This window comes from Williamsia sp. Leaf354 (assembly GCF_001424365.1).
GTDB lineage: Bacteria > Actinomycetota > Actinomycetes > Mycobacteriales > Mycobacteriaceae > Williamsia_A.
This window is the reverse complement of record NZ_LMPL01000003.1, coordinates 573,759-591,457: the sequence shown is the minus strand read 5'-3', so window position 1 is coordinate 591,457 and position 17,699 is coordinate 573,759. Positions and strand designations below refer to the sequence as shown.

The following is a 17,699-nucleotide window of genomic DNA, read 5'->3' as shown; positions in this document are numbered from 1 at the left end:
ACCACAGGTGCCCCGCGAGATCCGTGCGGGCAGAGAATTGCTGGAGGACGCTTCATGACCTCGGTTCCGACCATTGCCCTCAACGACGGACGACAGATCCCGCAGCTCGGGTTCGGTGTTTTCCAGATCGAGCCGGACGACACCGCGAAGGCCACCCGCCTCGCGCTCGAGACCGGCTACCGCCACATCGACACGGCGCAGATGTACGGCAACGAGAAGCAGGTCGGCGAGGGCATCAAGGACTCGGGCATCGCCCGCGACGACATCTGGGTGACCACCAAGCTCAACAACGGCTTCCACCGTCCCGACGACGCGAAGCGCTCGTTCGACGAGAGCCTGTCAAAGCTCGGCCTCGACCACGTGGACCTGTTCCTCATCCACTGGCCGCTGCCCACGCAGTACGACGGCGACTTCGTCACCACCTGGAAGACCCTCATCGAGTTCCAGAAGGAGGGACGTGCCAAGTCCATCGGCGTCTCGAACTTCCAGCCCGCGCACCTAGACCGCCTCGCCGCCGAGACCGACGTCGTGCCCGCGGTCAACCAGATCGAGGTGCACCCTTACTTCGCGAACACCGAGGCTCGGAAGTACGGCGCCGACCACGGCATCGCGACCGAGGCATGGTCGCCGATCGCTCAGGGCAAGGTGCTCGACGACGACACGATCAGCGCCATCGCCGAGCGTGTCGGCAAGTCGACCGCGCAGGTCACACTGCGGTGGCACCTGCAGCACGACAACATCGTGTTCCCGAAGTCGGTCACGGAGTCGCGCGTCAAGGACAACTTCGACATCTTCGACTTCGAGCTGACCTCCGACGACATCGCCAAGCTCGACGGACTCGACAAGGGTGAGGACGGCCGCACCGGCCCCAACCCCGACACGTTCGATTACATCCCCGACTGACCTATAGGTCAGAGGACCCGCACCACCGATCGACCCCGGATCAGCCCACTGTTCCGGGGTCGATCCGGTTGTGCAGCCAGGGCAGCGCCTCGGCGAACGACTGCGCGCCGAAAGCCCAGGTGTGCGGCCCGACGGAGTAGCGCTCGGAGGTGCTGATGCCCACCGACCGGGCGATGGCCGACAGTTCTCGCGCCGCCTCGGCCTGGCTCGAGACGATCGCGCCGTCCTTCTTGCTGCGGTGGCCCTCGGAGCGGAACCATCCGGCGACGTCGGTGTAGCGCCCGTGGGCACGCATCACCGTGGCCGGGTCGAAGCGGTCCCAGGCCCGGCTGTCACCGCCGTACAGGGCCTTGATGGTGCTCTGTTTGTTGCCGACATTCGGACCGATGTCGCCGGAGATGTCGACGAACGTCGCGAACTTCTCGGGGTGGCGCACCACGAGATCGATCGCGCAGGTCCCGCCCATCGACCATCCGACGACAGCCCAGTTCCGTGCCGCCGAGGCCGCCCCGAAATGCGAGATGACGTAGGGGCGCACCTCGTCGGTGATGTGGGTGTCGACGTTGCCGCGCGGACCGTCGACACACTCGGTGTCGGTGGTGAGGTTCCCGCTCGGATCGACCAGCACAAGGATCGGCGCCCGGCCACCGTGGTCGCGGGCATAGGCATCGGAGATGGCGAGGGCGTCACCGCTGCGCACCCAATCCTGCGGGGTGTTCACGACGCCACCGATCATGATCACCGCGGGCAGGGGTGGGGGAGTCGCGCCGGTGAACCACGCCGGCGGGAGGTACACGTACTCGGTGCGGGGATGGAACCGACTGATCGCACTCGGGGTGCGGATGGCGACCACCCGCCCGTTCTTCACCGTCTCCGGTCGATTCCGGAAGGTGACGAGCTTCGCGACCGTCGTCTCGTTCGGCAGCGGCTGCGCGGTGAGGCCGGCGACCGCGCGATCGAGGGTGGGGTAGTAACCCGACCACTGATTGACCGACAGGGCCAGGCAGAACACCGCCAGCACGATCGCGAACGCCATCGACACGTGCTGCCACCACCGACCCGATCGGATACCGACGATGGTCAGGATCACCACCGCCGACCCGACCACGGTCCACACCCAGAACAACGTCGGCGCCGAATCCGGCGACAGGCCGCGCGCGTCGAGGATCACGTAGACGATGACCGCGACCACCGCGCCGACCGCGGCCGCGACGGGCACCCAGAGCACGCGCCACCGCCGGGTCCGCCACCCGATGGCGGCCAGGACCACCGCCACGGTCACGACCTCGGCGACGGTCGGGAACCAGCCCGACAGCAGGTGGATCACGAGGCCCGAACTGTGCCCCGGTGGGGTGTACGACCACGCCAGCACGCTGGTCGGACCACCCGACACCGAACGGTCGGCGCCGACCGTGACCACAGAACTCACCTGATGATGATGCAACCGTCAGCTGCCCGGATGCTGTGAAACCGAGAAGGAAACGCGGTCATCACCGGTGGGGCTGATCACACCGCGCGTCGTCGGTGACGGACGCCCGCCTCGGAGTCCCGGTCGAGTGCCGCAGAAGCGTCAGTCGAGCGCCGCAGAGGCCTCAGTCGAGTGCCACAGAAGCGTCAATCGAGTGCCTCGGTGACGAAGTCGAGCGCGGTCCGCTGCCACCAGAACAGGTGGTCGAGCATCGCGTGACCGCCGTCGGGGACCGGGATGTACGTCGCGTCGAGCCCTCGTTCGCGCAGCTCGGCGACGCCGCGTTCGGTGCGGTGGGGATAGGTGCGGGTGTCGGCGGTGCCGTGCATCGCGACCACCCGGACACCGGCGTGGATGCGGCGCCAGTCGGCGAACTGCCACCACGGCGCCAGTGCGAGGAGCCCGTGGACGCGCTCGTCGGCGGCGAGTTGCGCGCCCACCCGGCCACCCATCGAGTGCCCGACGAGGTGCACGGGGACACCGGGGTGACGCTGCGTCATGCGGTCGAGCGCGGCACGTGCGTAGGGCATCGGACTGTTCTGTCCGCCGTTCCAGCCGTACACCCGGTAGCGGACCTGATGCACCGCGACCCGTCGGCCGAACCGTGCGGCGATGGAGCCGGTGAACGGGTACATCCGCAGCGCCGACGGCGACCGCCACGACGACGGTGCGTAACTGACATCGGTGCCTCCCGGCAGCACCAGAACGATCGCCTCCGGCGCCATCGCCGCCCCCTCGTGTGCGCTCCGACCGTGAACGGTCACAACCATCCCCGGTTGTCGTTGGCCGGACATATCTCTGTGGCGACACTACCGAGTGGTGATCTTTGGCAGAATCCTCGCCAGCGCAGCTGTGTTCGCGCGCGGACGACGAGCGAAGGAACCAGACTCCCCATGGCGCACGAGCGGGCCGGCACACCGGCACTCCCCGAAGATCTCGTCGACGTCAGCGCGCTCGAGGATGCCTACTACTCGACGGTGCCCGATCCGGACGATCCGCTGCAGCAGGTCGTGTTCGGTACCTCGGGCCATCGCGGATCGAGCTTCGACGCCGCGTTCACCGAATCGCACATCATCGCGACCACCGCGGCGATCGTCGACTACCGGCGCGGTGCGGGTATCGACGGGCCGCTGTTCATCGGTCTCGACACCCACGCCCTGTCGCGGCCGGCGTGGCGTACGGCGATCGAGGTCCTCGTCGCGGCCGGGGTGACGGTGATGGTCGACGACCTCGGCCGCTTCACCCCGACACCGGCATTGAGCCACGCCATCATCGTGCACAACGCGGGGACCGGTCCGCGGGCCGACGGCATCGTGGTGACGCCGTCACACAACCCGCCCCGAGACGGCGGGTTCAAGTACAACCCACCCGACGGGGGTCCGGCGGACTCCACCATCACCTCCCAGATCGCCGCCCGCGCGAACGAGTTGCTGCGCTCGGGTGTGGGCGCTGTCGCCCGCGTCCCGTTCGAGCGCGCGATCGCAGGCGACCTGGTCGTGAAGTACCCGTACAGCACCACCTATGTCGACAACCTCAAGAAGGTCGTCGACATGGACGCGATCCGGTCGGCGGGCGTGCGGATCGGCGCCGACCCGCTCGGCGGCGCGTCGGTCGGCTACTGGGCCGAGATCGGCTTCATGTACAGCCTGGCCGAGCTGACCGTCGTCAACCCGACCGTCGACCCGCAGTTCGGCTTCATGACGCTCGACACCGACGGCAAGATCCGGATGGACTGCTCGTCGCCGAACGCCATGGCGTCGTTGATCGCCGTTCGCGACACCTACGACATCGCCACCGGCAACGACGCCGACGCCGACCGGCACGGCATCGTCACCCCCGACGGCGGGTTGATGAACCCGAACCACTTCCTGGCCGTGGCCATCGACTACCTGTTCACCCACCGGCCCGACTGGAACCCCTCGGCCGCGGTCGGCAAGACCCTCGTGAGCTCGTCGATGATCGACCGCGTCGTCGCGTCGATCGGCCGCCGCCTCGTGGAGGTGCCGGTCGGGTTCAAGTGGTTCGTCCCCGGGCTCATCTCCGGCGACATCGCGTTCGGCGGCGAGGAGAGCGCCGGCGCCTCGTTCCTGCAGCGCGACGGCGGCGTGTGGTCGACCGACAAGGACGGCATCATCATGGCGCTGCTGGCGTCGGAGATCCTCGCCGTGACGGGGAAGTCGCCGTCGCAGCGGTACGCGGAGATGGTCGAGGAGTTCGGCAGCCCGTCGTACGCGCGCATCGACGCGCCGGCGAGCCGCGCACAGAAGGCGGTGCTCGCCGAACTGTCGGCCTCACAGGTGTCGGCGACGTCGCTGGCCGGTGAACCGATCACCGCGATACTCACCGAGGCGCCCGGCAACGGCGCCGCGATCGGTGGGCTCAAGGTCGTCACCGAGAACGCCTGGTTCGCTGCGCGACCGTCGGGCACCGAGGACCTGTACAAGATCTACGCCGAATCCTTCACCGGTCCCGAACATCTCGCGACGGTGCAGTCCGAGGCCCAGGCGCTCGTCGATTCGGTGTTGCAGGCCTGAGCGGCGCGGTGCGAGACCCCGCCACCGCGTGCCGGCCGGCCGCAGGCGAGGACTCAGATTCTTCTCAGTCGGTGTTGTCTATCGTGTGGGCATGAGCAAGCCCAACCGGCCGCCGGTCAAGCGGGGTCCCAGCTACAAGCCCAGCGCGACCTCGAGCCGCAGCACCTACCTCCTGGTCGCGGTCGCGGTGGTCGTCATCGCGGTGGTCGTCATCGGCGGTGTGATCTGGAACAGTCAGCGCGACAAGGGCAGTGCCGATCAGAACGTGCTCGCCCAGAACGCGAGCCTCATCATCGGACGGGCCGACGCGCCACACACCATCGACGTGTTCGAGGACTTCCAGTGCCCGTACTGCAAGCAGTTCGAGGCGTCGTCGGGCCAGGCCATGGTCGACGCCGCGAACGCGGGGAAACTGCGGGTCCGCTACCACCTGCTGACCTTCCTCAACCGCAACTCCGGCTCGGGTGACTACTCCTCGCGGGCGGCCGGGGCGGCGCTGTGTGTGGCACGCGCAGGCGATCAGGACACGTTCCTGAAGTACCACACCAAGCTCTACGACGAACAGCCCGCCGAGGGCGGTGACGACCCCGACAACGCCGCACTCGCCCAGAAGGCGGCCGCGGTCGGTGCCTCGGCACAGACCCAGCAGTGCATCGCGAACGGGTCTGCCGTCTCCGAGGCGAACACCTCTGCCCAACAGTCGCTCACGCAGCTCAGCAAGGCCCTGGGCGGGCAGGCGGGTACACCGACGGTGCTCTCCGGCGGCCAGGCCGTCTCCGGGATCCTCGACGGTCCGCAGTGGGTGGCACAGCTCGTCGGCGGCACATCGCAGAGCTGAGCGGGCGACCGGTCGCGCGCGGCGGGGATTTGGTCGCCCGACTCGCGGTGGTGTAATTTCTTCACGGACGCAACGGCGATGGAAACGGTGCGTGTACACAACTGAACACGGGGCTATGGCGCAGCTGGTAGCGCACCACACTGGCAGTGTGGGGGTCAGGGGTTCGAGTCCCCTTAGCTCCACTTCTCCGACGTTTTTTCGTCGGATTCACTCACCCGTCACCGCAGATGTACTGCAGGTGATGTCGTCGGTGTCGTCACCGATCTCCCGCTCGTCCGGTCTCATCATCTGTTGAGAATCGTCGGCGTGTACGTGGCGGTGGACGCGTGCATTGTCGGCGGATCGGCGATCGCGCTGTCCGACGCGAAAAGAACTGCCCGACAAAAAGGCCATCCGCATCGTTAGACGATGCCGGATGGCCGATGTGTGCGACCTCGGCAGTCGCCGATGGTTCGCGATTGTGGTGAGTCTCAGTGGGCGGCTTCGAAGGCCTCGACGACCTCGATGGGGATACGGCCCCGATTGCTGACCTCGTAGCCATTGCTGTTGGCCCAGTCGCGAATTGCCTGTGTCTGCTCTTTGGAACGTGCGGCGCCGCCGGTGGCGGTCGGACGCTTCAGTGCACGCCGCCCTGCAACCGAGCGCGAGACCTCGGCGTACTTCTCCAGGGAATCGCGGAACTGCTGCGCATGTTTGGGCGATGTGTCGAATTCGTACTGGCGACCGTCGAGTGACCACCGCACCGTTTCGAATTCGTCCAGAACCTTGCCGTCGATGTCGTCAATGAACTGAACTATCTGCTTTTTGGCCATGCTCGGGTGGATCCCTTCGAAGTTCTCTGGTCGGTCATGGAAAAGATTAGATGACCACAATCATTTCGGCAATCAATTGCTTTTATCGCGCGTCGCCGATCTTCGAGATGTTGCTGCAGAAGCGTCCGAGAACGATCGGCAACAATTGATCTATGCGTGTGCGAATCGTACGAAACGGATGGAGATAACTGGACCAATGCTCAGTTCTCTCGAATAGCGGAGGGCGCCGCGGTGTGTCGCACACGACTCCCCGGAGATCACGGATCGCGACGATCGTCGGCTATCGTGGTGAGGAAAGCTTCGCCCGTCAGCGGGCGACTTGCGTCGTAGAACGCTTCTTCACCGCCGATTCTTCGGTGAGTCGATTCCTTCGTACGGCGAACGGACGCGCACACCTGCGTGTTCGCCACTGACTTCATGTGCGCACCAGCGCACCGTTGCGCCGCCGTGGAGTCCACTGCCCGAAAGGCATTTTGTGAGCAACACCGAATTCAGCACGCTCGGCGTGCCCGCCCCGATCGTCGCCGCACTCGCGGCCGACGGGAAGACCACCGCATTCCCGATCCAGGTCGACACCCTCCCGGACACCCTCGCCGGCCGTGACGTCCTCGGCCGCGGCAAGACCGGATCCGGCAAGACCCTCGCGTTCTCGATCCCACTCGTCGCCCGCATCGCGGCCGGAGGCACCGGCGGCACCCGTCGTCGCGGCCGTCCGCGCGCTCTGGTGCTCGCGCCGACCCGCGAACTCGCCACCCAGATCTCGGCCGTCGTCGAACCGCTCGCCGCCGTGTACGGCATGCGCGCCACCACGATCTTCGGCGGCATCAACCAGAAGCGACAGGTCGATGCCCTCAACGGCGGCATCGACATCGTCGTCGCCTGCCCCGGACGCCTCGAGGACCTCCTCGAGCAGCGGCACCTCACCCTCGACGAGGTCGAGCTGACCGTCATCGACGAGGCCGACCACATGGCCGATCTCGGCTTCCTGCCCGCGGTCACCCGCATCCTGTCGAAGACGCCGTCGAACGGACAGCGTCTGCTGTTCTCGGCCACCCTCGACAACGGGGTCGACAAGCTCGTCAAGCGCTTCATGCACAACCAGGTGATGCACTCGGTCGACGAGGCGAATTCACCGGTCGCCGCGATGACCCACCACGTGTTCGAGGTCGCCGACACCGGCGCCAAGAACGACCTCGTGGAGGTGCTCGCGTCGGGAACCGGCCGCCGGATCCTGTTCATGCGCACCAAGCACCAGGCGAAGAAGCTCGCGAAGAAGCTCACCAGCGCGGGCATCCCGGCCGTCGACCTGCACGGGAACCTCTCTCAGCCACAGCGCGACCGGAACCTCGCCGCGTTCGGTGAGGGTTCGGTGAAGGTGCTCGTCGCGACCGACGTCGCCGCGCGTGGCGTGCACGTCGACGACGTCGAGCTCGTCATCCACGTCGACCCGCCGGCCGAGCACAAGGCCTACCTGCACCGCTCGGGTCGTACCGCGCGTGCGGGCAACGCCGGCGACGTTGTCACCATCGCCCTGCCCGAGCAGCGGGCCGACCTGCGTCGCCTGCTGAAGCGGGCCGCGATCGACGTCGCCCCCAGTCGTGTCACCGCATCGTCGGCGGCCGTCACCGATCTCGTGGGCGACATCGCCGAGCGCATCGCGCCGACGCCCGAGCCCATCCGTACCCAGGTCGCGGCCGGTCGTGGTCCCCGTCAGGGTGGCGCGCCGCGCAACGGTGCCCGTGGTGGCTCCGGTCGTCGCGGCGGCGGCGGCGGTGGCGGGTCCTCTGCCGGTGGCCGCGGCCGTCGGTCGGCGTCGTCCCACGGTGGCGGATCGGGCACACGTCGCCCCGATCACGCCCGCACCGCCTGATCGATCGCCCGCGAACAGATCGCACGACGAACGCCCGGCCCCGCGAGGGTCCGGGCGTTCGTCGTCTGTGCCGGTGGGTCGTCGCGCTCAGGCGCTCGTGGACGCTGCGCTCAGGCGCTCGAGGACGCTGCGCTCAGGCGCTCGACGACGCCGCGATCAGTGCGATCAGCACGATGACGAGGACGATGATCGTCAAGGCGATCGCGATCCACCCGAGGACACGACCGGCCACCGCCATGCCGCGGCCGTCCTGTGACCCGTGGGCGGCGTCGATCTCCGCGATGGCCATGTTGCCCAGGATGACCGCCGGGATGCCGACGAACAGCAGGCACGTGAGGAACGACGCGATGCCGCAGACGAGCGCGGCGATCGCCTTGCCGTTGGTCGTCGACCCCATCGGTGTGCCGTAGGGGTTGAGGTACGCCGGTGCGCCGCCACCGGCCTGTGGGTACGGCGCTCCCGCATACGGCTGTTGCCCGTACGGGGACTGACCGTAGGCGGGGTTCGGTTGGCCGGCACCGGGGTTCTGGGGGTAGCCGTACCCGGTGTCCGCCGGTGGCGGATATCCGTATCCGGGTTGCTCGGTCGGCTGTTCGTCGCGACCGGCGTCGGGCTGCTTGTCCAGTGACGGGCGATACGCCGCGTCGTCGGACCCGGGGTCGGAGGGCGGATATGTCATGTCGTCCTCCTCGGACGTCGTGGATGACCTGGCCTGGTGCCTGCGAGCATAGGCCGATGTCGTTTGTATCCTCGACGCTGTGAGCGCGCAGAGGAACCGGGCCGTCCCGGTGATCGTGGTCGCGGGTTTCCTCGGCGCCGGCAAGACGACACTGCTCAACCATGTGCTGCGGACCGCTGCCGGCCGTCGAATCGGTGTGGTGGTCAACGACTTCGGCGCCGTCTCGATCGATGCGTTGTTGGTCGCCGGCGCCGTCGACGGCGCGGTCACGTTGGGCAACGGGTGTATCTGCTGCACCGTCGACGCCGACTCCCTCGAGACCGTCCTCGCCGGACTGGTGGCACCGTCGGCCGGACTCGACGCCGTCGTCATCGAGGCCAGCGGACTCGCCGAACCCACGACGCTCGTGCGGATGGTGACCGCCGCCGCCGGACCCCGGATCGCCTACGGCGGCCTGATCTATCTGGTCGACGCCGAACACGTCGAGCAGACGCGGGCCCGCCACCCCGAGATCGATCGCCACATCGCGATCGCCGACCTCGTCCTGGTCAACAAGTCCGACCGTGTCGCGGCCGATGTGCTCGCCGACGTGAGGGCCTCACTCCGGGAACTGAACCCCACGGCGGCATTGCACGTCACCGATCACGCCGCCGTCGACGCGGCCATGCTGTTCGACCCGGTCGAACGCGCCGCCGACACCGGTCCGCGACAACTCGAGCTCGCCGACCTGCTCGACGACACCACCCACGACCACCGGCATCTCCACGACGGCTATCAGTCCGTCGCGCTGACCGTCGACGATCCGCTCGATCCCCGGCGACTCGCGGCCTTCCTCGAGCGCCCGCCGGCCGGGACCTACCGGGTGAAGGGCGTGACGCACTTCGATGTCGCGGGCCACCGCGGGGCCTTCTCGGTGCACGCCGTCGGTGGCCACGTCACCGTCGCCGACATGCCCGCCGATCACCCGCGGTCGACCGACCTGATCGTCATCGGGTCCGGGCTCGACGTCGCCGCGGTCCGCCGTGACCTCGCGACGGTGGTCCGTGGAGACGATCCCGTCGACCGACAGTCGATGCTCGCCGTCACCCGCTACCGGGCGCCGCGGAGGCGGGCGTCGTGAGTTCCGCCGGTCGCGGACCCGACCTCGAGCAGGCCATCCGCGACCTGCTGGATCGTCGCGCGGTCACCTCGTCGATCTGTCCGTCCGACGTCGCCCGCGCGGTGCGACCGGACGACTGGCGGCCGCTGATGGAACCGGTCAGGCAGGCGGCGACACGGCTCATGGAGGCCGGCGAGGTCCAGATCACCCAGCGTGGTGAGGTCGTCGACCCGACGACCGCGCGCGGTCCGATCCGCATCCGCCGACCGCGCGACTGACGCCGATCCCTCGCCTGCGTCCAACGATCGTGCATCGTCTCGGTCACGTCCGGGCAACGAAAACCCCGCGGTCGCCGAACGGGTGGGGGAGTAAGTCTCGACTACTGGTTCACTGTTACTGATGTGGCGCGTGTGACTCATGCGTGCCGACGGCAACCGTGATCGACGAGAGGAGCGCCGCAGTCGACCGTGCTCGAGTCGCTGCGCACCCGCCCATGATCTCTTCCCCCCTCCAGTTCACTCGCACGCGGCGTTCGGCGATCGGCGCGGCCGCCGTGATGATCACCGCGAGCATGATCTGTGTGCCGTCCATCGCCTCGGCGGCCCCGGCCACACCCGCCCCGGCGCCCTCGAGCCCGGCGCCGGCCGCGCCCGCGCCGGAGAAGAAGGACGCGCTCGCCGGCAAGACCGTCTTCCTCGACCCCGGACATCAGGGATCGGCCGCGGGTCACGACCTGCGCAAGCAGGTCGCCGACGGACGCGGCGGCAAGAAGGACTGCCAGACCACCGGTGCGACCGGCGTGAACAAGGCCGCCGAGCACACGGTGAACTGGGACGTGGTGTCGCTGGTGAAGGCGGGCCTCGAGAGTCAGGGTGCGAAGGTCGTGCTCAGTCGGCCCGATGACACCGGGTGGGGCGGCTGCGTCGACGAGCGCGCCGCCGCGGCGAACGCGTCGAAGGCCGATGTCGCGGTGAGCGTGCACGCCGACTCGACCTCGGCGGCCGCCGACCCGGCCAAGAAGGGCTTCCACATCATCGTGCCGCAGCTCCCGGTGCCCGACGCCACGGTCAGCGCCGTGCAGGCGACCACCGGTCGCACCGCGGCGAACCTGATGCGCGACGCGTTCCTGAAGGCCGGCTTCCCCGGCGCCAACTACGCCGGTGTCGTCAACGGCATCCAGACCCGCGCCGACATCGCCGCGGTCAACCTCACGAAGGTCCCGGCGGTGTTCATCGAGATGGGTAACCTCTCGAACCCGCAGGAGGCCGACGCCCTCGCCGCGAAGTCGGGTCAGGTCAAGTACGCGGTGGCCATCATCGACGGCATCGTCAAGTACCTGCTGTCCACCCCGTCGGCGAACCGGTTGAGCCCGAGTCTTCCTCAGGGCAGCCAGAACTCGCCCGCCACCGGGGAGACGCCGGCCGCGCCGAATGCCAACGGCATCGACCTCAGCGGCCTGCAGGCGATCGTCCCGCTCATCGGTCAGCTCATCGACAGCAAGGACCCGACCGCGATCCTCACCCTGTTGCAGGGCCAGGGACAGGACGCGTCGTCGCAGATCCTGAAGTCGCTGCTGTCGGTGGTCTATTCGATCTTCGGCGGCAAGCTCCCCTTCTGAGGGCGGTCGGTGCCGATAGGCTGGGCCCATGAGCGTCCGGGATCTGCTTGTCATGCGCACGCCCGTTCCGACCCTCGCCGGACGCGCGGTTCTCGTCACCGGTGCGGCGAGCGGGATCGGCAAGGCCACCGCGATCGCCGCGGCCGACGCCGGTGCGCGGATGGTCCTCACCGACATCGACGGCCCCCGCCTGGCCGAGACGGTCACCGAGATCACCGGACGCGGCGGACAGGTCCTGTTCTCGCGGTCCGGTGACGTCAGCGATCACGAGTGGGTGAGTGAGTTCGCCGCGGCGGTCGAGGCCGACCACGGCACGATGGACGTGGTGATGAACATCGCCGGGGTCTCGGCGTGGGGGACGGTGGAGAATCTGCGCCACGAGACGTGGCGCAAGATGGTGGACATCAACCTGATGGGTCCCATCCACATCATCGAATGCTTTGTGCCGCAGATGGTCCGACGTGGTTCCGGTGGCCACCTGGTCAACGTGTCGTCGGCGGCGGGCCTGATGGCGCTGCCGTGGCACGCCGCCTACAGCGCCAGCAAGTTCGGCATCCGGGGCGTCTCGGAGGTCCTGCGCTTCGACCTCCGCCGCCACAGGATCGGCGTCTCGCTGGTGTGTCCCGGTGCGGTGGCCACACCGCTGGTCGGCACCGTCGACATCGCCGGCGTCGACACCAGCGACCCCCGGATCGTGGCCGCCGTGCGTCGTTTCGAGAAGCGCGCCGTGACACCCGAGCGTGCGGCCGAGGCGATCATCGCCGGCGTCACCCGCAACCGGTGGATGGTCTACACCTCGACCGACATCCGTCTCGGATACTGGTTGTCGCGAAAATTCGCGTGGCCCTACGAGATCGGCATGAGGATCGCCAACGACCAGTTCGATCGACTCGCCCGCGTCACCGCGACGTCGGCGCCGCGGGACGACCGGTCACTGCGACGCTGACCACCACGTGTCGAACGGCGTGACCGGGACGGTCCGCTTGTGGCGCGTGCGGACGAACAGTCCCTCGACGGTCTCCGCGACGTCGTCGGGTACGTCGCGGCCCTCGAGGTAGTCGTCGATCTGGGCGTAGGTCACGCCCAACGCCTCCTCGTCGGGAAGCGCCGGACGGTCGTCCTCGAGATCGGCGGTCGGGACCTTCGCGGTCACCGAGTCCGGCGCACCGAGGTGGCGCAGGATCTGTGCACCCTGTCGCTTGGTGAGTCCCGTCAACGGGGTGAGATCGACACCGCCGTCGCCGAACTTGGTGAAGAACCCGCTGACCGCCTCGGCGGCGTGGTCGGTCCCCACCACCAGCAGCGAGTCCTGCCCGGCGAGGGCGTACTGCGTCACCATCCGCACCCGCGCCTTGATGTTGCCGCGCACGAAGTCTCGCAACGGTTCACCGAGGGCATCGCCCGCGACCGAACCGATGGCGTCGGAACCGGGCTTGATGTTGGTGACGACCGTGCGGTCGGGGGCGATGAACCGCAGGGCGATCTGTGCGTCGGATTCGTCGGCCTGCTCGCCGTAGGGGAGGCGGACCGCGACGAAAGTGGCCTCGCCGCCGCCTGCGCGGATCTCCTCGACGGCCTGCTGGCACAGCTTCCCGGCCAGTGAACTGTCCTGTCCACCACTGATTCCCAGCACGAAACCGGCCGCGCCGCTCGCTGCGAGGTAGCCCGTGAGGAAGTCGACGCGACGCCTGATCTCGGCGTCGGGGTCGATCTCGGGGAGTACCTCGAGTTCGGCGATGATGGACTTCTGGAGAGGCCGCATCGCTTCATGGTAACCAGTGTCGGCGTGGCACGCTGAGGTCGTGAACGCAGATCACCCGGGGTCGGTGCACACCAAGACCCGCGCCGACGCCCACCCCGACTTCTTCGCCGCCGAGGCCGCGGGGTTGCGCTGGCTCGGGTCTGCCGGTGCGCCCGTGGTCGAGGTGATCGACGTGGCGCGGGATCGGATCGTGCTGTCGCGCCTGTCGCAGGCGCGACCCGACCGTGACGCGGCGCAGCGGTTCGGCCGTGCGCTGGCTGCGGTCCACGATGCGGGAGCGGAGTCGTTCGGCGCGAAGCCGGACGGGTTCGAGGGGCAGGTGTTCATCGGCAGCCGTCCGATGCCGTGTCGTCCCGCCCGATCGTGGGGCGAGTTCTACGCGACCCAACGGGTGGCCGATTTCCTCGACATCGCCGTCGAGGCGGGCAACCTCACCGCCGCCGACGAGCGGGACACGCGGGCGGCCTGTGACCGTGTCGCCTCGGGGGAATTCGACGACGACGAGCCTCCGGCGCGTCTGCACGGCGACCTGTGGAACGGCAACGTCATGTGGACGCCCGAGGGTGTGGTCATGATCGATCCGGCCGCGCACGGCGGTCATCGCGAGACCGATCTGGCAATGCTCGCGCTGTTCGGGTGCCCGCTGCTCGATGCGATCGTCGGGGGCTACGGGGAGGTGCATCCGCTCCGGGTGGGTTGGCGGGACCGGGTTGCCCTGCATCAGTTGCACCCACTCGCGGTGCACGCTGCCGGCCACGGGCCGGGTTATGGGCAAGCATTGGGTGAAGCGGCGCGTGCGGTGCTCAGGTCGTGAGCACGATCAGGGATTGACCCCGCGGTAGCGGGCACGCGGGATCGGCGGGAGATCGCCGGGACGCGGTGCCTCCTCACGGCTCGGCGGCGGGCGACGACGACCGGTGCCGTCGCTGCGCGGCGGGACCTCGCGTTCGCTGCGGGGGACGGCAAGGTCGCGTTCTCCCCGCGGCGGCGGCCGGCGGCGGGCCGCCTCGTCGTCACGGCGGCGCGCCGCAGCGTCCTCGGCTGCGGATCGTCGTGGTGCAGGTGCGTCCCATCGCGACGCCGGTGTCGGTGCGACGTCGGTGCGGCGGTGTCCGGTGAGGGGTGCGGGTGTCGACCGTCCTCGTTCGGTCGGGGTGCGGTCGGACCGGGAGGCGCGCTCGGCGCCCGGCCTGCGGTTGGTGACGCGCGTGGGCTCGTCGGCGATGCGCCGCGCACGCGAGCGTTCGGCGTCGTCGGAGCGGGGTGCGGAACCGCGGGCGGCGGTCCGACGAGTCGTGCGGGCGCCGGCATCGGTCGCTGCGTCATCGCCCTTGGCGGCGGTGGTACGGGTCCGGGTGCGTGTGGTCGCCTTCGTCGCGTGGTGGCGAGCCGAGCGCCTGGGCGTCGATTCTGTGCGGCCCCGGGTCAGCAGCGCGCGACCGACACCCAGCACGGCGACCGCGATGAAGGTCCAGGCCATCAACGGGAAGGTCTTCGCGATCGGGAGCATGACGTTGAGGATCAGCTGCCGCAGACCGGAACCGGAGTCGGCCTTGAGGAGATAGAGGGTGATGAGCGCGACGCCGAACGCGATCAGCGGTGGCTGCGAGATCGCGGTGAACAGCGAACGACGACGCACGGCGAGAACGGCGACCACGCAGCCGATGAAGTAGAGGATCCGGTAGGTGGTGGAGAGTCCGTCGGTGTTCGATGCGTCGATGATCGCGCCCGCGACGGTCGGCACCAGGGCGATCAGGACTGCACCCCACCAGGGCACACCGCGGACCGTCGGCAGTACCGATTGCTGTTCGGTGGGGATCCCCGAACGCGTCTGTTGGGCAGAGAACACAGGTAGACGGTACCGGGTGGATCGTCGATGACGGTTCCGGCCGACCCGCGTGGCGTGGCCGTTCGCGGCATCGGGAGCGGTGTGCGGTCAGCCCGCGTCGCTGCTGCGCACCGCCCGGATGGTCGCGTCGACGGCCGGGGTGGTGTGCGGTGCGTCGTCGGCCGCGCCGTAGAAGGCGTCGAGTTCGCCCAGTTTGCGCGCGGTGACGAGCACCCGGGACTCCATCGCACCGACGGTCGCGTTGAACGACTCGACCGCCTTCCCGATCGAGCCGCCGAGACGGTCGAGGTGCCCGGTGAGGGTGCCCAGCCGGTGGTACAGCTCACGGCCCAGCGCATGGATCTGCTCGGCGTCGCGGGCCATGGCGTCGTCGCGCCAGGTCAGCGCGACGGTCTTGAGCAGTGCGATGAGACTCGACGGCGTCGCGATCACCACGTTGCGGCCGAAGGCGTATTCGACGAGGTCCGGATCCATCCGACAGGCGGCCTCCAGGATGGGGTCACCCGGGACGAACAGCACCACCATCTCGGGGGTGCGGGCCACCGCCCGCCAGTACTGCTTGCCCGCCAGGGCGGTGACATGGGCGCGCAGGGCCGCGGCGTGATCGGTGAGCAGGCGCCGTTCGCGACTGACGTCGTCGGTGGCGACGGCGTCGAGGTACGCCTGCAGGGGCACTTTCGCGTCGACCACGATGTCGCGGTCCGACGGCAGGTGCACCACGAGGTCGGGACGCAGACCCGACTCGGTGGTGAACTGCGGCGAGAAATCGCAGTAGCGCGTCATGCCGGACGCCTCGACGACCTTCTGCAGGTGCATCTCGCCCCACCGACCCCGCAGCTGTGGTGTGTGCAGGGCGTTGGCCAGTCGCTGCGTGTACGACCCCAGCTGCGTCGACGCGGCCCGCACCCCGTTCACCTGTTCGCTCAATCCGGCGAACGAGCTGATGCGGGAACGCTCGGTGCGTGCGAGCTCCTCGGCGAGACGGCCGAGGGTGTCGTGCAGGGGTCCGACGATGGAGGCGACCTGCGTCCCGATCGCCCCGGACTGACGGCGGGCGGCGTCCTCGCTCGCGGCGGCCAGAGCCTGGGACAGCAGTGCGTGGCTCTCGCGGATCGCCGCCGAGCGCGCCGCGTACACCCACCATCCGGCGGCGAATCCGATGACGATGCCGACGACCGCGGCGAGGACAGTGGTGACACTCATGGCGTCATCGTGCCTCCTGCGTCCGACAGACCCCCGGTATCGATTCGGTACGGAAGGGACGCGTGGGGCGACCAGATGGGCAATACTCGCCCGATGATCCGGTCCAGAGCAGTTCGGTGTGCGGTGGTCTCATCGGTGGCGCTCGTCGTCGCGACCCTGTGTGGTGTCCCCGGGACCGGCGCTGCGGCGCCGGCGGCCGTGCGCTACACGGTGGTGGGTTTCGGCGCCGCCACCCCGAACAGCATGGATGTCTACGAGTCGGGTGACGCGACGACCTTCACCCTGGCCGCGAAGGGCGCGTACCGGCCGTCCGCCGGTGTCGTACGTGACCCCAGCATCTTCCGCAGCGCCGACGGCGTCTATCACCTGACCTACACCACGGGCGGGGCGAAGATCGGCTTCGCTCGGAGTACCGACCGCATCACCTGGACCTCGACCGGCGACTACCCGGTTCCGCTGTGTTGCGCATTCCTTCCCGGCACCGGCGACCAGAAGGGCCCCGACATCCCGTTGCTCAGCGGCTCGGCCGGCTTCAAGAACGGGCCGTCGTTGTCGCCGTTCACGACGAAGGCGTGGGCCCCGGACTGGTTCGTCGAGGGCGATCGCGTCAGTGTGATCCTGTCGATGTCGACCGGTGGCGGGTTCGTGCCGTACGTGATGACCGCGCTCGACTCCTCTCTGCAGCGCTGGAGTGCGCCGCAGTTGATGTTCGGGATCAACGCCGATCACATCGACACCACGGTGGTGAAGGTCGGGGCGGTCTATCACGCCTTCACGAAGAACGAGACGAAGAAGGTCATCGACCACGCGATTGCCCCCACTCTGTGGGGCCCCTATGTCTATGTGCCGTCGGGGAACTGGGGGACGTTCCGTGAGGGACCCGCGGTCACCCAGCTCCCGAACGGCGCGTACCGCGTCTATTACGACGCCTACCGGGAGAACAAGTACTTCTACTCCGACAGCAACGACGGCCTGCGGACCTTCTCGCCCCCGCGTGAGGTACCCGGGCTGTCGGGTCGGGCCCACCACATCGGCGTGATGCGGGAACCGGCCTGACGACGCCC

Annotated in this window: 17 protein-coding genes and 1 tRNA gene; 11 read left to right on the top strand and 7 right to left on the bottom strand. The window is 68.7% G+C overall.

The features are described from left to right. Nucleotides 1-54: 54 nt before the first annotated feature. Nucleotides 55-903 (top strand): aldo/keto reductase, encoded by an 849-nt coding sequence (locus tag ASG12_RS14325; RefSeq protein WP_055790631.1) that lies wholly within the window; start codon nt 55-57, stop codon nt 901-903. A gap of 40 nt (nt 904-943) precedes the next feature. On the opposite strand, the gene ASG12_RS14320 is transcribed toward ASG12_RS14325, so the two are convergent. Both ASG12_RS14320 and ASG12_RS14315 read right to left on the bottom strand, forming a co-directional pair. Next, complete coding sequence (locus ASG12_RS14320; protein WP_235456903.1) at nt 944-2,332, bottom strand: alpha/beta hydrolase; 1,389 nt, start codon at nt 2,330-2,332, stop codon at nt 944-946. A 185-nt stretch (nt 2,333-2,517) separates the two neighbouring features. Continuing rightward, a complete protein-coding gene (locus tag ASG12_RS14315) occupies nt 2,518-3,141 on the bottom strand; it encodes an alpha/beta hydrolase (RefSeq protein ID WP_235456893.1) in 624 nt (207 codons plus the stop codon). A 123-nt stretch (nt 3,142-3,264) separates the two neighbouring features. Here ASG12_RS14315 and pgm point away from each other — a divergent pair, with 123 nt between their 5' ends. The 3 genes from pgm (at nt 3,265) to ASG12_RS14300 (ending at nt 5,925) form a co-directional block, all read left to right on the top strand. Beyond that, a complete protein-coding gene (pgm, locus tag ASG12_RS14310) occupies nt 3,265-4,905 on the top strand; it encodes a phosphoglucomutase (alpha-D-glucose-1,6-bisphosphate-dependent) (protein ID WP_055790629.1) in 1,641 nt (546 codons plus the stop codon). 91 nt (nt 4,906-4,996) lie between these two features. After that, on the top strand, nt 4,997-5,743 hold the full coding sequence (locus ASG12_RS14305) for a DsbA family protein (protein ID WP_055790627.1): 747 nt from the start codon (nt 4,997-4,999) through the stop codon (nt 5,741-5,743). A gap of 109 nt (nt 5,744-5,852) precedes the next feature. Continuing rightward, a tRNA-Ala gene (locus tag ASG12_RS14300) sits at nt 5,853-5,925 on the top strand. Nucleotides 5,926-6,213: 288 nt separating this feature from the next. Here ASG12_RS14300 and ASG12_RS14295 read toward each other — a convergent pair. Further along, complete coding sequence (locus ASG12_RS14295; protein WP_045823520.1) at nt 6,214-6,555, bottom strand: histone-like nucleoid-structuring protein Lsr2; 342 nt, start codon at nt 6,553-6,555, stop codon at nt 6,214-6,216. A 475-nt stretch (nt 6,556-7,030) separates the two neighbouring features. On the opposite strand from ASG12_RS14295, the gene ASG12_RS14290 reads away from it, so the two are divergent. Next, nucleotides 7,031-8,425, top strand: a complete 1,395-nt coding sequence (locus ASG12_RS14290; RefSeq protein WP_055790625.1) for a DEAD/DEAH box helicase — start codon at nt 7,031-7,033, stop codon at nt 8,423-8,425. A 133-nt stretch (nt 8,426-8,558) separates the two neighbouring features. Here ASG12_RS14290 and ASG12_RS14285 read toward each other — a convergent pair whose 3' ends face one another. After that, nucleotides 8,559-9,104: a DUF4190 domain-containing protein gene (locus tag ASG12_RS14285; protein WP_055790623.1), complete on the bottom strand. Its 546-nt coding sequence runs from the start codon at nt 9,102-9,104 to the stop codon at nt 8,559-8,561. 79 nt (nt 9,105-9,183) lie between these two features. On the opposite strand from ASG12_RS14285, the gene ASG12_RS14280 reads away from it, so the two are divergent. The 4 genes from ASG12_RS14280 (at nt 9,184) to ASG12_RS14265 (ending at nt 12,767) form a co-directional block, all read left to right on the top strand. Next, nucleotides 9,184-10,224 (top strand): CobW family GTP-binding protein, encoded by a 1,041-nt coding sequence (locus ASG12_RS14280; protein WP_235456891.1) that lies wholly within the window; start codon nt 9,184-9,186, stop codon nt 10,222-10,224. Next, entirely contained in the window at nt 10,221-10,481 is a 261-nt protein-coding gene (locus ASG12_RS14275) for a DUF3253 domain-containing protein (RefSeq protein ID WP_055790618.1), read from the top strand. The genes ASG12_RS14280 and ASG12_RS14275 overlap by 4 nt, the downstream gene beginning before the upstream one ends. 215 nt (nt 10,482-10,696) lie before the next feature. Continuing rightward, nucleotides 10,697-11,821, top strand: coding sequence for an N-acetylmuramoyl-L-alanine amidase (locus ASG12_RS14270; RefSeq protein WP_235456881.1), 1,125 nt, complete (start codon nt 10,697-10,699; stop codon nt 11,819-11,821). A gap of 28 nt (nt 11,822-11,849) precedes the next feature. Beyond that, the gene (locus tag ASG12_RS14265; protein WP_055790615.1) at nt 11,850-12,767 is read left to right on the top strand and encodes an SDR family oxidoreductase; all 918 of its coding nucleotides are present in this window, start codon (nt 11,850-11,852) and stop codon (nt 12,765-12,767) included. Here ASG12_RS14265 and nadE read toward each other — a convergent pair. Next, nucleotides 12,753-13,583 carry an ammonia-dependent NAD(+) synthetase gene (gene nadE, locus ASG12_RS14260; RefSeq protein ID WP_055790612.1) on the bottom strand — a complete coding sequence of 277 codons (831 nt, stop codon included), beginning with the start codon at nt 13,581-13,583 and terminating at the stop codon, nt 12,753-12,755. The two genes, ASG12_RS14265 and nadE, sit on opposite strands and share 15 nt — an antisense overlap. Before the next feature lie 40 nt (nt 13,584-13,623). On the opposite strand from nadE, the gene ASG12_RS14255 reads away from it, so the two are divergent. After that, a complete protein-coding gene (locus tag ASG12_RS14255) occupies nt 13,624-14,397 on the top strand; it encodes a fructosamine kinase family protein (RefSeq protein ID WP_055790609.1) in 774 nt (257 codons plus the stop codon). Nucleotides 14,398-14,403: 6 nt separating this feature from the next. On the opposite strand, the gene ASG12_RS14250 is transcribed toward ASG12_RS14255, so the two are convergent. Both ASG12_RS14250 and ASG12_RS14245 read right to left on the bottom strand, forming a co-directional pair. After that, entirely contained in the window at nt 14,404-15,432 is a 1,029-nt protein-coding gene (locus ASG12_RS14250; protein WP_055790607.1) for a DUF6542 domain-containing protein, read from the bottom strand. A gap of 87 nt (nt 15,433-15,519) precedes the next feature. Next, the gene (locus tag ASG12_RS14245) at nt 15,520-16,635 is read right to left on the bottom strand and encodes a DNA recombination protein RmuC (RefSeq protein ID WP_055790604.1); all 1,116 of its coding nucleotides are present in this window, start codon (nt 16,633-16,635) and stop codon (nt 15,520-15,522) included. Nucleotides 16,636-16,710: 75 nt separating this feature from the next. Here ASG12_RS14245 and ASG12_RS14240 point away from each other — a divergent pair, with 75 nt between their 5' ends. After that, nucleotides 16,711-17,691 carry an arabinofuranosidase gene (locus ASG12_RS14240; protein WP_200932786.1) on the top strand — a complete coding sequence of 327 codons (981 nt, stop codon included), beginning with the start codon at nt 16,711-16,713 and terminating at the stop codon, nt 17,689-17,691. Nucleotides 17,692-17,699: the final 8 nt, after the last annotated feature.

Coding starts and splice junctions, on each gene's coding strand:
- ASG12_RS14325 (WP_055790631.1), top strand. CDS start 55: ATGACCTCGGTTCCGACCATTGCCCTCAACGACGGACGACAGATCCCG.
- ASG12_RS14315 (WP_235456893.1), bottom strand. CDS start 3,141: ATGGTTGTGACCGTTCACGGTCGGAGCGCACACGAGGGGGCGGCGATG.
- pgm (WP_055790629.1), top strand. CDS start 3,265: ATGGCGCACGAGCGGGCCGGCACACCGGCACTCCCCGAAGATCTCGTC.
- ASG12_RS14305 (WP_055790627.1), top strand. CDS start 4,997: ATGAGCAAGCCCAACCGGCCGCCGGTCAAGCGGGGTCCCAGCTACAAG.
- ASG12_RS14295 (WP_045823520.1), bottom strand. CDS start 6,555: ATGGCCAAAAAGCAGATAGTTCAGTTCATTGACGACATCGACGGCAAG.
- ASG12_RS14285 (WP_055790623.1), bottom strand. CDS start 9,104: ATGACATATCCGCCCTCCGACCCCGGGTCCGACGACGCGGCGTATCGC.
- ASG12_RS14270 (WP_235456881.1), top strand. CDS start 10,697: ATGATCTCTTCCCCCCTCCAGTTCACTCGCACGCGGCGTTCGGCGATC.
- ASG12_RS14265 (WP_055790615.1), top strand. CDS start 11,850: ATGAGCGTCCGGGATCTGCTTGTCATGCGCACGCCCGTTCCGACCCTC.
- nadE (WP_055790612.1), bottom strand. CDS start 13,583: ATGCGGCCTCTCCAGAAGTCCATCATCGCCGAACTCGAGGTACTCCCC.
- ASG12_RS14245 (WP_055790604.1), bottom strand. CDS start 16,635: ATGAGTGTCACCACTGTCCTCGCCGCGGTCGTCGGCATCGTCATCGGA.
- ASG12_RS14240 (WP_200932786.1), top strand. CDS start 16,711: ATGGGCAATACTCGCCCGATGATCCGGTCCAGAGCAGTTCGGTGTGCG.